Below are 18,070 nucleotides of genomic sequence, written 5' to 3' on the forward strand. Positions count from 1 at the left end.
GATAGGCAAAGATGAGTTAGGTATCTTGCCTGTTTGGAATAATAACCTCATACCCTTTCTCCTCCGGCTCATCATCGACCATTTCGGGTGGGAAACCAACTCCCAGAACATCTACATTAGCCCTTTCCTCGAGTCTTTTGATAATATTTGGAGAGAGCTCTCTGGGTCCATAACGCTCCTCTCCATCCTTAAAAATATCAACTATCATTGGGGCAACTTCTAAACCAAGCCCTTTGCGCTCAGCCAACTCATTAAAAATACCTACATCCTTTGAAACTAAATCCATAGTAAAACTTATGTCTCTACTTCCATTTAAGATAACCTGTGACTCTGTTTCATGAACAAAAGAGTTGCCTGAGGAAGCTTTGATAGCCTCGTAAGTTACATTCATATCCATACCCAAAACTTTCATTGTTGTGAGGGCTTCTGAAATCGATACAAGGTTCACTGTAGCAAGATAATTAGTCATTACTTTTAATGTTGAAGCTGTTCCTAAATCACCGGTATGAAGAACTCTTCTTCCCATTGTCTTTAAAATCGGAAGTGCCTTTTCGAAAGCTTCACGTTTACAACCTGCAAATATTGAAATGTTTCCTGTGTCAGCTCTATGACAACCCCCAGATACAGGGCAGTCGACTGGTAAAGCACCTTTTGATTCAACTAGTAAACCTATTCGTCTGATTTCTGCTTCATCAGTTGTGCTCATCTCAAGCCAAATCTTTCCACTGCTTAGGCCCGCTATAATGCCATTTTTTGACTCCATAACCTCTGAGCAAGCTTTCGGCGAAGGCAGGCAAGTTATAACAATATCGCAAAGCTCAGCCATTTCCTTTGGAGAGTCAATTGTCGATGCTCCTCGTGCTACAAATTCATTAACTAAAGAATCGTTTAAATCTCTAACTGTAAGGTCAAAACCATTCCTTAAAAGACTGCCAGCAAGCTTACCTCCTGCATTGCCTAGGCCAATAAATCCTACTTTCATGTAATTCTCCTAATTGCTAGATTCATCATCAACATAATAAGGCTTTTGATCCATTGAAAGATGAAGCTTTTTTCCTTTGTATGGGGAGTTTGACTCCACAACTTCAAAATTCAATTCAATACCTAAGCCCGGCTTAGCTGAGGGAATTATGTTTCCATTATTCCAATTTATTGACTCAGTTAGAACTTCAGCATGAAAGCCTCCCCAAGTCATAATACTTTCCATTATTAAAAAGTTAGGTGTTGCAGTAGAGAGCTGAATGCTCGCTGCAGCTCCAATAGGGCCGTTATATAGGTGCGGTGCAATTTGGGCATAATAAACCTCTGCAATACTTGCAATTTTCTTTGCTTCAAGAATTCCACCTACTCGGCCTAGATTCATTTGAATGATTGAGGCTGCATTGTTTTTTAAAACATCAAAAAATTCATACTTTGTGGTCAGCCTTTCACCAGTTGCAACTGGAATTTTAGTTTTTTTAGCCACCTGAGCCATTGCACTTGATTGACCAGGAGGAACAGGCTCTTCAAACCAAAGAGGATCAAACCTTTCGAGTCTTTTTGCAAGCCTAACAGCTGACGCAGGTGTGAGCTGCCCATGGGTTCCAATAAGGATATCGCATTGATCTCCAACTGCCTCTCTAATTCTTTGACAATAGCTCTCGCTATGCTTTAACCGACTTAGAGATATTTGATGTCCAGAGTATGAAGAATAGGGTCCAGCTGGATCAAACTTAATGGCACTAAAGCCTTGTTGCATTAATTCGATAGCAGACTGGGCACCAAGCTCAGGATCTTCATAATTCAGTTCATCATTGTTATCCTTTGGATACAAATAGGTATAAGAGCGCAACTTTTCATGGACCTTTCCCCCTATAAGCTCATAAATTGGTTTATTTGCCTCTTTTCCAATTATGTCCCAACAAGCCATCTCAAGACCACTTAAAACGCCCATCATGGTTAAATCAGGCCTCTGAGTAAAGCCACTTGAGTAGCATTCACGATAGAAGCGTTCGACGTGATGAGGATCATGCCCTTTGAGATACCTCTCAAAAACGTCGCTAATCCCCTTGACAACAACCTCGGGATGAAAAGATGCTGAATAAACCTCTCCGATACCTAATAATCCACATTTGGTCTCTATGGACAGAAAGATCCAATACATGCCGCCGATATGGGGCTTTGGTGTTGCAACAATATATGTATTTAATTTCTCAACTTGCATCTAAGATAAAAATAACTTGAGGATGAGTTAATTTTTATACGGATTTAATCTAAGAATCAAGTTATATTTACATTAACTAGAAAAATTAGAAATTTAATTCTCTCGTGGGCTTTGCGAGACGTTGTAATTTTTTCCAATTTGAGTCAATCCAAACATTGACATTACTTGATTTTAAAGGTTTTTTTCCAATAACAGAATCAGCCATTTTTTCAGCTAGCATTATTGTTGGTCCATTTAAATTACCATTTGGAATAGTTGGAAAAACTGATGAGTCAATAACTCTTAGGTTGTCTATCCCAATTACTTGACCATCACTGTTCACAACAGCCATTGGATCATTGGATGAGCCCATCTTGCAGGAACATGATGGGTGATAAGCACTCTCAACATTTGCTCTCACCCATGCATCTATCTCATCATCACTTTTAACCTCAAGACCAGGGCTAGCCTCGCCGCCATTATATTCATCGAGAGCAGGTTGGCTTAGAATCTCTCTTGTTAGTCTTATGCAATCTCTCCAGTCTTGACGATCTTCCTCAGTCTCTAAGTAATTAAAAATTATCGAAGGCTTTGAAGAAGGGTCTGAGTTCTTTATTCTTACATTTCCTCGACTACTCACTTTATTCACTCCTGCATGTACTTGGTATCCATGCCCTTTCATTGCGGCATTTCCGTCGTAGCGCATTGCAGCAGGGAGAAAGTGATATTGAATATTTGGCCACTCTATACCCGCTCTAGATCTAATAAAGCCGCAAGACTCAAAATGGTTTGTGGCTCCCAATCCTGTTTTTGCAAGTATCCATTGCACACCAATGAGACCTTTACTAAATAAGTTTAATTTACTATTTAGAGTAATAGGTTTTTTACAGTTATATTGAAAGTAAACCTCTAGATGATCTTGAAGATTCTCACCTACACCAGGCAATTCATGCACTAGCTCAACACCCGCATTATTTAATACTTGTCTTGGTCCAATACCAGACAATTGAAGAAGTTGTGGTGAGCCGATAGAGCCTGCACAAAGCAAGACCTCTTTTTTTGCTTTTATAGTCTTTTTTCTTCCACTAACTGAATATTCAACTCCAGTAGCTTTTTTATTTTCAAGAATTACTCTTTCAACAAGAACGCCAGTTATTATCTTAAGGTTTGGCCTTTTTATTACCGGCTTGATGTAAGCATTTGAGGTTGAAGAGCGAACACCGTTGCCAACCGTCATATGCATAGGTCCAAAGCCCTCTTGCTGCTGACCATTGTAATCATTAGTTTCTGGATAACCTGCCTCCTTACCAGCATTTATAAATGCTTTGTATAGAGGGTTAAGCTTCATGTTATTTCCATTTGAAGTGGATAAAGGGCCACTTCCACCTCGGTATTCATTTTCGCCTTCATGCCATGTTTCACAGCGCTTAAAGTAAGGCAAGCAGTCTTGAAATGACCACCCTTTTGCACCATGTCTTTCCCATTCATCAAAGTCTTTTGCATGACCTCGAACATAAACCATGCCATTAATTGAGGAAGAACCTCCCATCACTCTCCCCCTAGGGCAATGCATTTTTCTATTGTCTAAAAAAGGTTCTGGCTCAGTATGAAACTGCCAAGCAAATTTATCAGTATTCATAGGATATGAAAGTGCTGTAGGCATTTGAATCATAATGTTTTTGTCACTGCCTCCATTTTCAAGAAGGATGACATTATGTTCTCCAGATTCACTCAACCTATTCGCCAAAACACAGCCAGCTGAACCTGCTCCCACAATAATAAAATCGTAATTATTCATAATCTCTAAAAACTCATAATTTTAATAAGGACTATCGACATTATTAAGTCGAACAAAAACACTTTTTAGCTGGGTATAGCTTTTGAGAGTTTCTGGGCCGTTTTCACGCCCAATACCTGACTCCTTGTAACCCCCAACTGGCATTTCTGCTGGCGAATCTCCCCAGCTATTAATCCAACAAATACCTGCTTGCAATTGATTAATCACTCTATGAGCTCGACTGATGTCTTGAGTAAAGACACCTGCAGCTAAACCAAACTTTGTATCATTTGCTCTGTCAATCACTTCTGACTCATCATTAAAACGCAATACTGACATTACTGGACCAAAAATTTCATCTATTGCATTGGGATCTTTGTCATCACAATCAGCAAAAATCGTTGGCTCAACAAAGAAACCATTTTTTGTTTCATCAGAAATGAATCGATTTCCTCCAATCATAAGTTTAGAATTAGTTTTTTTGGCTTCTTCAATATAACCCATAACTTTATCAAGATGCTCTTGACTGATGAGTGCACCCATTTGAGTATCAGGATTTAATGGGTTACCAATTATTATATTTTTACTTCGCTCGCAGGCGAGCTCAAGAAACCTATCATAAATTTCTGATTGCACAAAAACCCTCGTTCCATTTGTACAAATTTCACCCTGTGTATAGAAGTTTGCCAAAAGTGCTCCAGAAACTGCATTATCTAGATTTGCATCATTAAATATAATCAAAGGTGACTTACCTCCCAATTCAAGGGTGACCTCTTTGAGGGTTCCCGAGGCATCAGACATGACTTTCTTTCCGGTGCCGCTTTCACCTGTAAAGGATACTTTCGCTACTCTCGGATGTCTTGTCAAGTATTGACCAACTCTGTAATCGCCCTGAACAACGTTGAATACACCATCTGGCATACCCGCTTCAGTGTATATTTCAGCCAGCTTTAAAACGCTTAAAGGCGTTTCCTCGGATGGCTTAAACACCATTGAGTTTCCTGCAGCAAGGCAAGCGGCTGATTTCCAACAGGCGATTTGAATTGGGTAATTCCATGCACCAATGCCAACACAAACCCCCAAAGGCTCTCTCTTAGAAATAAAAAACGTATCGGAGTCTAGGTCTTGTTGAGAGCCCTGCATTGCAGGCGCTAGACCAGCGAAATACTCAATGACATCAGCCCCAGTCTGAATGTCAACACAGTTTGCCTCCTGAAGTGGTTTTCCACAATCTATCACTTCAAGTTCAGCGAGCTCATCATTCCTATCTCTAAGAATTTTAACCGCTTTAAGTAAAATTCTGCTTCTCTCAAAAGCAGTCATCTGACTCCATTCAGTGAATCCTTTTTCGGCAGATAATATCGCCTTCTCAACATCATCCTCACTTGCTTGACCAATCGTTGCAATTACTTCACCAGTCGCAGGATTAATCGAGTTAAAGCTTTCTTTAGAAGAGGACTCAATATAGTCACCGTGAATATATAAATGCGCTGTCATAATTATTTTTAAATTAAAGAGTAATCAATGAAGTATTAACTAGCAATAATGATACATATGAAATTTATATGAAATAGTAAATAATTGACAATAAAAAGGCTGAAAAAGAGATACAAATAATAGAATATAAAGTAAATTTTACTTAGTCCCAAATGATTTTTTACTAAGGCATCACAATGTTTTTGAGCTGATCTTTGAGAAGATTTAAGAGTATTGATTTTTGCTTTTCATTAAAGCGAGTAATAGGCCCTGAAACTACAATTGCTCCGACAAACTTATCACTGTTAGAGAGCACTGGGACAGCAAGCGCAAATAGAGATGGGTTATGTTCATTAATTGATAGGTAATAGCCCTTATCTCTAATATCCTTATAAAACCCCTTTTTATCTTTATTGCGTTTACCATAAGCCAAAATAATTCGACCAGAAGCTCCTCGATTTAGATCTAATCTTGAGCCTTGCTCTATGTTGTGCCTTATTTCGTCTCTAGAGTGTGCCCTATAAAGGCAAATACGCTTATCATCCTCTTCAACAAAAAATGAGGATGTTTCTCCAGATACATCTCTAATGAAGTCAACAATTGGTCTAATTTGCTCAAGATGATTACTTTGGGTATATATTGCACTTAAATATAAAGCTTGAGTTCCAACTACATAGTTTTTATTTTTCAGACGGGAAACATAGCCATAATCTTCAAGAGTAGAAAGAATACGATATGCAGTTGAAACGTTAAAGTTTAATTGTTCACAAATTTCTTTAATTGAAAATGAAGACTTATCTAACGAAAACATCGAAAGAATCTGTAGGCACTTTTCAATTGCATTATATTTTTTATCTATAGATCTGGGTTTCATCTTTTTTTTCATATTATGAAATTTTAATATTATATAGTGAAATAAATAAATTATCTTAAAACAACATCGGTATTATTCAAATCAGTCAATTAAGTTGTTTTTTCAAGAAGTTAGATTAAACATTATAAGCCTTGTTGCTTTCAAAAAACTGACCTAGGTATCAAAAAGTTAAGTTCTTAAATTTTGATTTAAGATTACAAAAAAATGAAAAAAGGAGAAAAAATATGAACAGAAGTGATCAAATTAAAGCGCTTGAAAAAGATTGGAAAGTTAACCCTAGATGGGATAACGTAAAAAGACCTTATTCTGCTGAAGACGTTGTAAGGCTCAGAGGTTCAGTTCAACCAGAGTGTACTTATGCTAGACGAGGCGCTGAAAAGCTTTGGGACTTAGTAAATGGCTCTTCCAAAAAAGGTTATGTCAATTGCATGGGTGCCATTACAGCAGGTCAAGCAATGCAGCAAGCCAAAGCAGGCATTGAGGCCATATATCTATCTGGCTGGCAAGTAGCAGCAGACGGAAACACTTCAGAGACAATGTACCCAGATCAGTCACTTTATGCTTATGACTCCGTACCAACTATGGTTAGAAGAATTAATAATACATTTAAGAGAGCAGATGAAATTCAATGGTCCCAAGGAATAAATCCTGACGATGATAAATATATTGACTTTTTTCTTCCTATTGTTGCTGATGCTGAAGCCGGTTTTGGCGGCGTTCTAAATTCTTTTGAACTGATGAAGAATATGATAACGAATGGTGCAGCTGGAGCTCACTTTGAGGATCAGCTTGCAGCAGTTAAGAAATGTGGTCATATGGGAGGAAAAGTATTAGTACCAACCCAGGAAGCAGTTCAAAAACTAATCTCAGCTCGATTGGCATCAGATGTCATGGGAGTTCCAACACTATTATTAGCTAGAACAGATGCAGAAGCAGCAAATCTACTTACGTCTGACGTAGATCCTCATGATGCTCCGTTCATAACTGGTGAGAGAACTGCTGAAGGGTTTTATGTAGTAAAAAATGGCCTAGAACAATCAATTTCAAGAGGAGTTGCCTATGCACCTTATGCTGATTTAGTTTGGTGCGAGACTGGTAAGCCAGATCTTGGCTTTGCTCGTGAGTTTGCGGAAGCAGTTTTGGCTGAGAACCCAGGACAATTATTAGCTTATAACTGCTCTCCATCATTTAACTGGAAGAAGAATCTTAATGACAGTGAAATTGCATCATTTCAGGAGAAAATTTCAGAGATGGGGTACAAGTATCAATTTATCACTTTAGCTGGTATCCACAATATGTGGTATAACATGTTTGATCTTGCATACGAGTATGCTAAAGGCGAGGGCATGAAACACTACGTAGAGAAAGTTCAAGAGCCTGAGTTTAATGCTGCAAAGAAAGGTTATACATTTGCCTCTCATCAGCAAGAAGTGGGTGCAGGTTACTTTGATGATGTTACAACCGTTATACAAGGTGGTGAATCATCGGTAACTGCTTTAAAGGGCTCGACTGAAGAAGAGCAATTTAGTTAAAGCCAAAACTGATTTAAAGAACGCCCTTCTTTTTTGAGGGGCTTTCTAATTTAAATAGAATTTATGCCTAGCAGTTCTTCTCAAAAAATCTCTTTATCGATTGCAAAAAAGATTTTGATGGGATTTGAACGTCACTATCAAAACATAAAAAGTGCTTCAATAGAAGCAAAAAGGTGCTTTGAAGAAAGAGAATGGGAAAAGATTGAAAAAGATTCAAAACTAAGACTTAATTTTTATGATGAACAAGTTGATGATTTTTGTAAGAAACTTTCCCTAGAACTTAAAAAACAAACCCTCTATGGAGCTAAAGAAGAATTCAATGACACAAAGAGTAGCGACAAATTTAATTCAGATTTCTGGAAAAATACTAAAAACGTATATACTGAGCTCATCACATCACACAAACAGCCGGAGTTAGCAGAGACTTTTTATAACTCAGTTTTTTGTAGAATATTCTCGAGAAGTTTTTATAACAATCAATATATTTTTACTAAACCTTGTGTTTCTCTTAATTACATTGATATGGATGAGCCTGTCATAGACAGCTATTTTGTTGACAATGAACAGCTTCATGACACATTTGCATCCATTCTTAAGAATTATCAGTTCAAATGTGAATTTGGTAACTTTGATCAAGATATCGACAGGCTGCAGGAGCAACTATACAGACAAGTACCAAGGCTCAGCTCTGAGGTATTTGAGATGCAATTTATAAGCACACCCTTTATTAGAGGGACATGTGCTTATATTGTTGGGAAAATTGTCACTCAACTTCACCCCGATATTCCAGTTCTCATAGCGCTATTGAATGATCAAGAAAAAGGATTGTATGTTGACAGTCTCCTGACTGATGTCGGTGCAATTTCAATTGTTTTCAGTTTTTCTAGGTCATACTTTTTTATTACTACAGACTATCCTTCAGCCATTGTTGAATATTTGAAAGAGCTTTTACCAGGAAAAACAAGGGCCGTTCTTTACAGTGCAATTGGACTTCATAAACAAGGAAAAACTCTTCTTTATCGACATTTTTTAAAATATTCTAAAATTACTAGCGAAAAACTCATAATCGCACCTGGTATTAAAGGTATGGTTATGTCAGTGTTTACTTTTCCAATGTACCCATATGTTTTCAAAGTCATTAATGATAAGTTTGCCCCCCCAAAAATGGGAACAAAAGACATGGTTAAGGATAGATATTATTTTGTCAAAAATCATGTCAGAATTGGAAGATTAGCAGATACCTGGGAGTTTTCTAATGTTGCCTTTCCACTGAAAGATATAGATGATACTTTATTGCAAGAATTAAAAAATAAAGCTGGTTCAAACATTGAAATTGAAGATGATCTGCTAATCATAAAACATATGTACATTGAAAACAAAATGACGCCATTAAATATGTATCTTGAAACAGCAAATAAGAAACAACAGAACCATATCATTAATGACTATGGAAAAGCAATTGATGAGCTTATAAACTCAAATATCTTTCCTGGCGACATGTTAACCAAAAACTTTGGTGTCACTCGCCAAAACCGAGTTGTTTTTTATGACTATGATGAAATCACTTTGATGAGTACGCCAATCTTCAAAAAAATACCGAAGGCAAAAACATACGAACAGGAGATGGCATCAGAGCCATGGTATTACGTGGGACAAAACGATGTTTTTCCAGAAGAATTTAAATACTTTATGCTACCAAACCCCTACATGAAAGAGGTTTTTAATAAAAAGTATAAAAAGCTTTTGGATGCAGATTACTGGGTATCTGTCCAAGAAAAAATAAAAGAAAATGGGGTTATGGATTACTATCCGTATGGACTTGAAATGCGTATGTGCAATATCTACAATGAAAAATAATATGAAGTCAACCTGTGATATTTCTGATGAAATGCATCCAAAAGTTCAATATTTGAACCCAGTTTTTCAGAGTTTTGGTAAAAAAAATAGCTTCTCTGGTCGAATAGTTACAATCAAATGTTATGAGGATAACTCACTTGTAGAGGAAGCTTTAAAAACTGATGGGAGTGAATGTGTTCTGGTTATTGATGCAGGGGCATCTTTAAAGTGCGCAATGATGGGAGATAAAAGAGCCTCAGATGCAATAAAGAATAACTGGGAAGGAATTATTATTAATGGGCCAATTAGAGACTCAGCAGAAATCAATTCTATGAATATTGGTATTCGTGCTCTTGGAACATGCCCTAGAAAAAGTATTAAAAAAGGAGCTGGAAAAAGAGATATAGATGTAACTTTTTCAAATGTAAAATTCATCTCTGGAAACTATCTTTATGCTGACGAAGATGGGGTTATTGTATTGGAACATAAGGCAGATTAATGAGTACTGAACATCAAGTAATTAATGACATAAAGGTTAACAATAAATTTTATGATTTTATTGATCAAGAGGTTTGTGATGGGCTGGACATTTCTGCTACAGAATTCTTCCAATCATTATCGAACATTCTAGCTAAATACCAAGATGAAAATAAGATTCTTTTGGAGAAGAGAAGTGAGCTGCAAGCAAAGATTAATGACTGGCATCGGAACAATAAAAGGATTGACCAAAAAAAATACAAAGGCTTTCTTGAAGACATAGGCTATATTACCTCAAATCCTGGTGAATTCAATATTGATGTTGAAGAGGTTGATGATGAGATTTCAAAGGTTTCAGGACCTCAGCTTGTTGTTCCTATAACTAACCAAAGATTTGTATTAAATGCAGTTAATGCAAGATGGGGTAGTCTTTTTGACTGTCTGTATGGAACCAACGTAATTCCTAATAGGGGCAGTATGACAACCTCTTTTGCGCATAACCTCCAGCGTGTAAACCGAACTGCAGAACTTGCATGTGAATTTCTTGATGAAATAGCACCTCTTAAAGGCGCCTCATATAGACAAATTACTTCCCAAGTGAAGTACTCTGGGACTTTAATTTTTAATCTTGATGATGGTGAGCTAGCAACCTTAATCGATCCTGATCAGTACATTGGTCTTACTGAAAGTGGAAACATATTACTCAAGAATAACAATCTCCATCTGGAGATAGTTTGTGACCAAGAGAGAAGTCTTCACAAAAGTGGAATTTTTGATGTCATTCTTGAGTCTGCTGTCACAACGATTGTTGATTTTGAGGATTCTGCCGCGACTGTTTCTGATGAGGAGAAAATCCATGGCTACAGGAATTATTTAGGTCTTATGAAGCGTGATTTAAACTCAACTTTCACAAAAAATGGACATACAATCAGTAGATCACTAAATAAAGACAAAAAGTATATTGATACAAATGGTGAAGAACATACTCTTCCTGGAACTAGCTTAACTCTTGTTCGCAACGTTGGAATACATATGAGAACAAGAATGGTTAGAAATCTTGACAACTCATCTATACCTGAAGGCATTATGGATGCAATGGTTACCTCACTGATTGCACTTCATGACTTGAAACTCAAGATAAACTCAAAAAAAGGAAGTGTTTACATTGTAAAACCAAAGCTTCATGGTCCAGATGAGGTCAAATTTACAATAGATTTATTTGAATCAGTCGAAAACGCGCTTTCAATCAAAAAGAACACTCTGAAGATTGGAATTATGGATGAAGAGAGAAGAACTACTCTAAATCTAAAAGCTTGTATTTATGAAGCAAGAAGTCGGTGTATTTTTATTAATACTGGCTTCCTTGACAGAACTGGTGATGAAATTCATACATCGATGATGGCCGGAGCAATGCGTTGTAAAAACCTTATTAAGGAAGAGGACTGGTTTTCTGCTTATGAGGAAAACAATGTCAGTGTTGGACTGGAATGCGGACTTTACAAGAAAGCCCAGATTGGCAAAGGAATGTGGGCACAACCCGACCAAATGAGAGAGATGCTAGATAACAAGATGGTGCATCTAGAGGCTGGTGCAAGCTGCTCTTGGGTACCCTCTCCAACTGCAGCAACTTTACATGCCACTCATTATCATCGATTTGATGTTATGAGTCAGCAACAAAAAATATTATCTAAAAACCAAAAGCCTAATCAAGATGACCTGCTTGTAATTCCTTTTTTGAAACTAGCCGATCAATTGTCTGAGGAAAAAATTATTAATGAAATAAATAACAATGCTCAAAGTATTTTGGGTTACGTTGTTAGATGGATTAACCATGGAGTTGGTTGCTCTAAAGTTCAAGATATAAACCATGTTGGACTCATGGAAGACAGAGCAACATTAAGAATTTCCTCGCAGCATATGGCTAACTGGTTGCACCACGAGATCTGTTCTGAGAAGCAAGTCATTCAAGCCTTTAAAGAAATGGCTCTTATAGTGGATCAACAAAATAAGCATGACCCTAACTATATTCCAATGGCTCCTAAATACGATTGCTACGCATTTAAAGCCTCTACAGCTCTAGTATTTGAAGGGACAGACCAGGCAAATGGTTACACTGAAGACATTCTCATCAAATACCGACGAAAATTTCTTGAGGCTAATCAAATTACTTAGATAAATTGTAAATTTTCTTGATATATGTAATTTCGACCTCCTACAGGTATTTCCTTAAACTAACTATTAAAACGCAATAGTTTTGTCAGTTGATTTGACCTAAATCAGCTTTGATATTTTCTAAATCCACTCCTTAAAAATTAAGTTATATTAATATTATTGATAAATATTAAGGGGTTTTTATGAGTCATATTATCTATGAGCTAGTCAAACTGAAGTTACAGCAAAGTGCAATGGCCATTCCGAAGGTTAAAATATGAAAAAGGTACTAAAGCTTACACTTGAAGATACAACTAAAATGATGGATAGCGCAATCAATAAAGCAATTGAAATAGGTATAGATATGGATATCGCTATTGTCGATGACGGTGGTCATCTCATGTTATTTACAAGAATGGATAATGCAAAAATTACAAGCATTAATGTTTCTATTGATAAGGCATTTACCGCTGCAGCAGCTAGAAAAGCAACTTTAGATTATGGTAAATCTGTTATCAATCATGGACCAGCATTTGGCATCCAAACTTCACATCAAGGTCGTTTTTGTGTCGTTGGTGGTGGTTTGCCGCTTTTTGTTGATGGTCAGATTGTTGGCGGGATTGGTTGCAGTTCTGGGAGTGCAGACCAGGATATAGTCGTGGCTCAAGCAGGCATTGACGCATTACTTTCTGCTTAGTAAAAAACTACCACTAACCTTTAAATGCATTATCAGAAAGAAGATAATCTAATTCTTCCATAGTGCTCATGCGACCTAAGATTTCATTTCTATGAGGAAAGCGACCAAATTTTTTAACAAGGTCTCTATGATGCTTTGAAAACTCAAGGTTAAAGTTGTACTTTTCAAAAAGATAGACTTGGAGATTTTGATGGTCTAAATTTTCACTGTGCATTAATGGCATAAAGAGGAAAAGAAGCATTTCATTATCTAATTCCTCATCAAACCCATTATTTATCGCGTTTAGTGCAACCTCAATGGCCATACCTTCAGTTGAAAAGCCTTTAGCTTCAGATCTAAACATATTGAGAGGAAACTGATCAAGAATTATGATGAGGGCAACTGAGCCTTCAGCTGTCTCTCTCCATGAGCCGAAATCACCAGATGAGGCCTGTTCCCAAACTTTCTCAAATCTGGATTTAATCTCTTTGTCTATTGTTGGAGTTGAAGCAAACCAGAACTGCTTGCTTTTTTCAGAAAACCAATAATCAATTATATCGCTAGGCTTTATTAGATTTTCATTCATAGTTAAGCTATAAGAAACCTCTAGAGCAGCATAATATACCACTCTAAAGGTTTAAAAGTTAATACTTAACGATGAGGAGATTTTTCGCCGTAATCTTTGTACTTTTCTAAATGTCTAATTGGTTTGCTTAGAGCATCTTTTCTGAACGGGTCTCCCAGCTCTCTAGAGCACATAATTTCGATAATTGTTGTCTTTCTCTCATTCATTTGCATATCGATTGCTTTTTTGAGTGCTGGCCCAACATCTTCAAGCTTATCAACACGGATTCCTTCAGCGCCCATCGATTCAGCTATATTGACAAAATGTTGGTCAGTTAGTTCAGCTGCTACAAATCTTCTGTCATAAAAATCAACTTGATTCTTCTTTTCTGCTCCCCAATGACGATTATGAAAAACTACCGCTGTCACAGGGATATCATGACGTACACAAGTCATCGTTTCAACCATACTCATGGCCCATGCACCATCACCAGCATAAGAAACTGCAGGCCTATGTTGGGCAGCTGCTTTCGCGCCAATAATTGTTGGAAATGCATAGCCACAATTTCCAAAGCTCATTGCTGCAAAAAAACTTCGTGGCTTTTCAAAGCGCAAATAACTATTTGCAACAGAGTTAATATTTCCAATATCAGTTGAAACCATTACATCTTCAGGCATTGCTTTTTCAAGTTCTCTTAAAACTTGTCTAGGATGAAGCCAACCCTCTTCCTTATTTGCAATCATATCCATGCTGTAGGAATCAGTCTCATGAATCCATTCATCCAATTCTAATTCCCAGGCCGCTTTTTCATCTGCAATCATTTTTGCTCTATCAGCTTTTGTAGAATCACAATTAAGTGATTCAGAGTCTAATTTTTGACATAAAACTGATGCCACTGCTTTTGCATCACCACAGATACCAACATTAATTGGTTTAACTAAGCCAAGCATTTTGTGGTCAGCATCAATTTGAATAATCTGAGCATCTTTTGGCCAGTAGTCCATTCCATGCTGAGGCAGGGTCCCAAACGGGCCTAATCTAGTTCCTAACGCAATAACTACATCAGCCTTAGAAATAAGCTTCATTGCAGCTTTTGAGCCTTGATAACCCAGTGGACCACACCACAAATCATGACTAGCTGGGAAAGAATCATTATGCAAGTAGCTATTCACTACAGGAGCGCCAAGACGCTCAGCTAAGGCTGCACACTCATCTACGCCATCTGCCATAACAACACCACCGCCAGATACAATAACTGGAAACTTTGCTTTTGCAATCAATGCAACTGCTTCGTTGAGAGTATCCTCTCCTCCGGATCCTCGATCTATACGTCGAGGTGTAGGAATAGTGAATTCTCCATCTGCATAGAAATAATCTCTAGGTATATTTAGTTGTGTTGGGGCCATTTCACTCATAGCTCTATCAAAACAACGGCCAGTAAATTCCGCCATTCTCATTGGATTCACAACATGTCCCTGATATTTAGTAAACTCTTGGAACATAGGAAGTTGATTCGCTTCTTGAAATCCTCCCAATCCCATACCCATTGTTCCAGCTTCAGGAGTTACAATAACAACGGGGCTATGAGCCCAATAAGCAGCAGCAATCGCAGTAACGCAATTTGAAATTCCTGGACCATTTTGCCCAATAACAACACCATGCCTACCACTAACCCTTGAGTATCCATCAGCCATGTGAGCAGCTCCCTGCTCATGAACAACTGGAATAAATCTTATTCCTGCGGGTTCAAAGATATCCATTGCATCCATAAATGCTGAGCCCATAATACCGAAAATATCTGTAACTTCATTCGCTACCATAGTTTCAACAAAGGCTTCACTCGAAGTCATTTTTGCCATTTTTTTTACTCCCCTATTATTATTTATTTAATATATCCAAAGCAGGAACATAATCATATCCCAAATCCTGTGCAACCTCTAAACAAGTTACGTTTCCACTGTGAACGTTTAATCCAGCTCTTAGGTGCTCATCATCCAATAGAGCCTGTTTTACTCCTTTATTCGCAATACTCAGCCCGAACGGCAAGGTGACATTGTTCAGAGCATAAGTAGATGTTTTTGGAACGCCTCCAGGCATATTAGCAACACAATAGTGCACTACATCGTCAACTATGTATGTTGGTTCTGCATGAGTTGTAGCCTTAGAAGTTTCAAAACAGCCGCCTTGGTCAATTGCAACATCTACAATCACAGATCCAGGTTTCATAGCTTTTATCATTTCTTTAGAGACCAGTTTTGGAGCTTCAGCTCCAGGAATCAGCACCCCACCAATAACCAGGTCGGCTTGGAGCACATACTCTTCTACCGAACTTTTAGTTGAGAACACAGTATTTGTGCTTCTACCAAATTGCTGCCAATGCTGCTCCAAAGTATCAGGATTATTATCCAGTACCCAAACATCAGCACCCATACCAACAGCCATATGTGCTGCATGAGCTCCAACAACTCCACCACCAAGTATCACTACCTTAAGTGGATCAACTCCTGGGACACCGCCAAGAAGTGCACCCATTCCGCCATTTGGATGCTCTAAAAAGTGGGCACCGGCTTGGACAGCCATTCTGCCAGCAACCTTTGACATTGGTGCCAGTAATGGCAGGCCACCTCTTGGAGAGGTTACTGTCTCATAGGCAACACAGATTGCTCCACTTTCAACAAGCCCTTTAGTCTGCTCAGGGTCTGGCGCAAGATGAAGATAAGTGTAGAGTATTTGTCCTTCTCTAAGCATGGCAATTTCTTCCGCCTGAGGTTCTTTGACCTTGACAATCATTTCTGCTTTATCAAACACCTCTTTGGCAGTTGCAATAATCTCAGCACCTGTATAAGCATACTCCTGATCTGAAGCACCGATTCCAACACCAGCATTAGTTTGAACTAAAACTTTGTGACCATGGTTAATAAATTCCTTAACACTTCTAGGTGTAAGACCAACTCTATACTCATGATTTTTAATTTCTTTTGGGACACCAATAATCATTTTAAATCCTATATGTTTATTAAAAAAAACTATTAAATATTCGCAGCAATTGCGTTATCAACAGCATCTACAATTTGATCAATTTCGTTCTTTGAACAGATAAAAGCTGGACTGAACAAGAGCACATTGTTATTGTATTCAAAGCTTCGATTAGTTCTACCAATCATAACTTTATTTTTTAAACAATGTCCAGCAATGGCCATTGCTATGCTCTCATGAACGGGCTCTTTTGATTTTCTGTCCTTTACGAGCTCAACACCACAAAATAAACCTTTTCCCCTTACATCTCCAATGATGTCATATTTATCCTCGAGCGCATGCAACTTGTCTTTAAGATAATCACCCATATTTTTAACATTTTCAAGGAGATTTTCTCTTTTAATAATATTTACAACTTCAAGAGCTGCAGCGGGCCCAGCAGTGCACCCACCAAAAGTAGATATGTCTCTGAAGTAGCTATCAGGGTTAGAAGGATCTTGCTTAAATCTATCAAAAATTTCTTCTGAAGTAATCGTAACAGAAATAGCGGCATAACCAGCAGCAAGGCCTTTTGCTGTAGTAACAATATCAGGCTGCACGTCAAAGTGTTGATAACCAAACCATTTACCAGTTCTGCCAAGTCCACAAACCACCTCATCAATGTGAAGTAAGACATTATATTTTTTACATATAGATTGAATTATTGGGAAATATTCTTTGACAGGAGGAATAACACCTCCACCAGCAGTAATTGGCTCTAGAACAACAGAGCCTACAGTATCTGGCCCCTCTTTAACAATGATATCTTCAAGTACGGTTGCGCACTCTATATTACACTCTCCATATTTTTTACCAAATGGGCAACGGTAACAACAACAATTTGGCATTTCGACAAACCCTGGCGCAAAAGGACCATATTGTTTTTTGCGTTGGATTTGAGCAGAGGAGCTCATAGCACCAATTGTGGTTCCATGATAATCACGATCACGAAAAATAATTTTATGTTTCTTGCCGTCATTATCAAAATGAGCCAGTTGGCGAACCATCTTATAGCCCTTTTCATTAGCTTCAGAGCCAGAATTAGAATAATAAACTCTGTTCATACCAGGCATCAACGAGGTAATTTCTTGCGCATATTCTGAAGCCGGTTCATTACCAAACGCACCAGCAAAATAAGGAATCTTTGAAATTTGATCACTAACCACCTTAACCATTTCATCTCTTCCATAACCCAGGTTCACTGTCCAAACTCCGCCTGAAGTTGCGTCCAGGTATTCGTCACCTTTAGAATCCGTTATAATCATTCCATTAGCATTTGAAACAACTAGTGGATCATTAGATTCAAAAGCTTTGTGTTGAGTAAGATGGTGCCAGACATGGTCTTTTGCATTTTCGACAACTGAAGTATTAGACATTCTCCCTCCTAGAATAAATTTATACGCAGTATTAAAAGAAACAATCAAATTTTAAGAAAAGAATTATAAAATTTAACTGGTCCTGATTTAACATATATATAGAACCAGGAAACTTACTATTAATAGGCCAGCA

The 18,070-nt window shown here is 37.7% G+C and carries 14 protein-coding genes; 5 read left to right on the plus strand and 9 right to left on the minus strand.

Annotation, left to right across the window (positions count from 1 at the left end):
* Window positions 1–16: 16 nt before the first annotated feature.
* The 5 genes from ACMAZA_RS05195 to ACMAZA_RS05215 form a co-directional block, all read right to left on the minus strand.
* Window positions 17–982, minus strand: a complete 966-nt coding sequence (locus tag ACMAZA_RS05195; protein ID WP_435187612.1) for an NAD(P)-dependent oxidoreductase — start codon at window positions 980–982, stop codon at window positions 17–19.
* Between the two features lie 9 nt (window positions 983–991).
* Window positions 992–2,203 carry a mandelate racemase/muconate lactonizing enzyme family protein gene (locus tag ACMAZA_RS05200; RefSeq protein WP_435187614.1) on the minus strand — a complete coding sequence of 404 codons (1,212 nt, stop codon included), beginning with the start codon at window positions 2,201–2,203 and terminating at the stop codon, window positions 992–994.
* A gap of 85 nt (window positions 2,204–2,288) precedes the next feature.
* Window positions 2,289–3,983: a choline dehydrogenase gene (gene betA / locus ACMAZA_RS05205; RefSeq protein WP_435190469.1), complete on the minus strand. Its 1,695-nt coding sequence runs from the start codon at window positions 3,981–3,983 to the stop codon at window positions 2,289–2,291.
* An 18-nt stretch (window positions 3,984–4,001) separates the two neighbouring features.
* A complete protein-coding gene (gene betB / locus ACMAZA_RS05210; protein WP_435187616.1) occupies window positions 4,002–5,456 on the minus strand; it encodes a betaine-aldehyde dehydrogenase in 1,455 nt (484 codons plus the stop codon).
* Window positions 5,457–5,619: 163 nt separating this feature from the next.
* Entirely contained in the window at window positions 5,620–6,321 is a 702-nt protein-coding gene (locus ACMAZA_RS05215; protein ID WP_435187618.1) for an IclR family transcriptional regulator, read from the minus strand.
* A gap of 212 nt (window positions 6,322–6,533) precedes the next feature.
* Between ACMAZA_RS05215 and aceA the strand changes: the two genes are divergently transcribed.
* The 5 genes from aceA to ACMAZA_RS05240 all read left to right on the plus strand — a co-directional run bounded on the left by aceA (window position 6,534) and on the right by ACMAZA_RS05240 (window position 13,002).
* The gene (gene aceA / locus ACMAZA_RS05220) at window positions 6,534–7,841 is read left to right on the plus strand and encodes an isocitrate lyase (protein ID WP_435187620.1); all 1,308 of its coding nucleotides are present in this window, start codon (window positions 6,534–6,536) and stop codon (window positions 7,839–7,841) included.
* 63 nt (window positions 7,842–7,904) lie between these two features.
* Window positions 7,905–9,698: a bifunctional isocitrate dehydrogenase kinase/phosphatase gene (aceK, locus tag ACMAZA_RS05225; protein WP_435187622.1), complete on the plus strand. Its 1,794-nt coding sequence runs from the start codon at window positions 7,905–7,907 to the stop codon at window positions 9,696–9,698.
* A gap of 1 nt (window position 9,699) precedes the next feature.
* The gene (gene rraA, locus ACMAZA_RS05230) at window positions 9,700–10,176 is read left to right on the plus strand and encodes a ribonuclease E activity regulator RraA (protein WP_435190470.1); all 477 of its coding nucleotides are present in this window, start codon (window positions 9,700–9,702) and stop codon (window positions 10,174–10,176) included.
* Entirely contained in the window at window positions 10,176–12,326 is a 2,151-nt protein-coding gene (locus ACMAZA_RS05235; RefSeq protein ID WP_435187624.1) for a malate synthase G, read from the plus strand. The genes rraA and ACMAZA_RS05235 overlap by 1 nt, the downstream gene beginning before the upstream one ends.
* Before the next feature lie 256 nt (window positions 12,327–12,582).
* Window positions 12,583–13,002 carry a GlcG/HbpS family heme-binding protein gene (locus ACMAZA_RS05240; RefSeq protein ID WP_435187625.1) on the plus strand — a complete coding sequence of 140 codons (420 nt, stop codon included), beginning with the start codon at window positions 12,583–12,585 and terminating at the stop codon, window positions 13,000–13,002.
* Window positions 13,003–13,015: 13 nt separating this feature from the next.
* Here ACMAZA_RS05240 and ACMAZA_RS05245 read toward each other — a convergent pair whose 3' ends face one another.
* From ACMAZA_RS05245 to ACMAZA_RS05260, 4 genes are all read right to left on the minus strand, one after another.
* The gene (locus ACMAZA_RS05245) at window positions 13,016–13,567 is read right to left on the minus strand and encodes a DUF924 family protein (RefSeq protein WP_435187627.1); all 552 of its coding nucleotides are present in this window, start codon (window positions 13,565–13,567) and stop codon (window positions 13,016–13,018) included.
* Window positions 13,568–13,632: 65 nt separating this feature from the next.
* Window positions 13,633–15,405 (minus strand): sulfoacetaldehyde acetyltransferase, encoded by a 1,773-nt coding sequence (gene xsc / locus ACMAZA_RS05250; RefSeq protein ID WP_435187628.1) that lies wholly within the window; start codon window positions 15,403–15,405, stop codon window positions 13,633–13,635.
* A 19-nt stretch (window positions 15,406–15,424) separates the two neighbouring features.
* Window positions 15,425–16,543 carry an alanine dehydrogenase gene (gene ald / locus ACMAZA_RS05255; protein ID WP_435187629.1) on the minus strand — a complete coding sequence of 373 codons (1,119 nt, stop codon included), beginning with the start codon at window positions 16,541–16,543 and terminating at the stop codon, window positions 15,425–15,427.
* A gap of 32 nt (window positions 16,544–16,575) precedes the next feature.
* Entirely contained in the window at window positions 16,576–17,937 is a 1,362-nt protein-coding gene (locus ACMAZA_RS05260) for an aspartate aminotransferase family protein (RefSeq protein ID WP_435187631.1), read from the minus strand.
* Window positions 17,938–18,070 lie beyond the last annotated feature (133 nt).

The sequence above is a fragment of the Pseudothioglobus sp. nBUS_23 genome (assembly GCF_051201565.1).
Classification (GTDB): domain Bacteria; phylum Pseudomonadota; class Gammaproteobacteria; order PS1; family Pseudothioglobaceae; genus Pseudothioglobus.

Bases quoted from the DNA above. Each gene is read 5' to 3' on its own strand.
- ACMAZA_RS05200 (WP_435187614.1), bottom strand. From the start codon at position 2,203: ATGCAAGTTGAGAAATTAAATACATATATTGTTGCAACACCAAAGCCC.
- aceA (WP_435187620.1), top strand. From the start codon at position 6,534: ATGAACAGAAGTGATCAAATTAAAGCGCTTGAAAAAGATTGGAAAGTT.
- ACMAZA_RS05245 (WP_435187627.1), bottom strand. From the start codon at position 13,567: ATGAATGAAAATCTAATAAAGCCTAGCGATATAATTGATTATTGGTTT.
- rraA (WP_435190470.1), top strand. From the start codon at position 9,700: ATGAAGTCAACCTGTGATATTTCTGATGAAATGCATCCAAAAGTTCAA.
- ACMAZA_RS05260 (WP_435187631.1), bottom strand. From the start codon at position 17,937: ATGTCTAATACTTCAGTTGTCGAAAATGCAAAAGACCATGTCTGGCAC.
- ACMAZA_RS05195 (WP_435187612.1), bottom strand. From the start codon at position 982: ATGAAAGTAGGATTTATTGGCCTAGGCAATGCAGGAGGTAAGCTTGCT.
- ACMAZA_RS05235 (WP_435187624.1), top strand. From the start codon at position 10,176: ATGAGTACTGAACATCAAGTAATTAATGACATAAAGGTTAACAATAAA.
- ald (WP_435187629.1), bottom strand. From the start codon at position 16,543: ATGATTATTGGTGTCCCAAAAGAAATTAAAAATCATGAGTATAGAGTT.
- aceK (WP_435187622.1), top strand. From the start codon at position 7,905: ATGCCTAGCAGTTCTTCTCAAAAAATCTCTTTATCGATTGCAAAAAAG.
- ACMAZA_RS05240 (WP_435187625.1), top strand. From the start codon at position 12,583: ATGAAAAAGGTACTAAAGCTTACACTTGAAGATACAACTAAAATGATG.
- xsc (WP_435187628.1), bottom strand. From the start codon at position 15,405: ATGGCAAAAATGACTTCGAGTGAAGCCTTTGTTGAAACTATGGTAGCG.
- betB (WP_435187616.1), bottom strand. From the start codon at position 5,456: ATGACAGCGCATTTATATATTCACGGTGACTATATTGAGTCCTCTTCT.
- ACMAZA_RS05215 (WP_435187618.1), bottom strand. From the start codon at position 6,321: ATGAAAAAAAAGATGAAACCCAGATCTATAGATAAAAAATATAATGCA.